The organism is Nocardiopsis sp. KDC1DS13DA1, assembly GCF_055632325.1.
Genome location: NZ_JBVMUY010000043.1, coordinates 1 through 378 on the forward strand (window position 1 = coordinate 1; position 378 = coordinate 378).

Sequence of the window (378 nt, forward strand, 5' to 3'; positions counted from 1 at the left end):
TGAGCTTCTCGTCCAGGTGCAGCGGGCCCTCGGCCGAGGCCGTGATGTAGGGCAGGTTGATGACCGACTCGCTGGAGCTGGACAGCTCGATCTTGGCCTTCTCCGCGGCCTCGCGCAGGCGCTGGAGGGCCATCTTGTCCTTGGCCAGGTCCACGCCGTTGGCGTTCTTGAACCGCTCGACCAGCCAGTCGACGATCGCCTGGTCCCAGTCGTCGCCGCCGAGGTGGTTGTCGCCGTTGGTCGCCTTGACCTCCACGACGCCGTCGCCGACCTCCAGGAGGGAGACGTCGAAGGTGCCGCCGCCGAGGTCGTAGACGAGGATCGTGGCCTCGCCCTCCTTCTCCAGGTGGTAGGCGAGGGCGGCCGAGGTCGGCTCGT

General features: G+C 68.3%; 1 protein-coding gene. It reads right to left on the reverse strand.

The genetic code is table 11. The features are described 5' to 3' along the window. On the reverse strand, nt 1-378 hold a 378-nt coding region (locus tag ACTVAJ_RS26165), incomplete at both ends, for an Hsp70 family protein (RefSeq protein ID WP_470390935.1).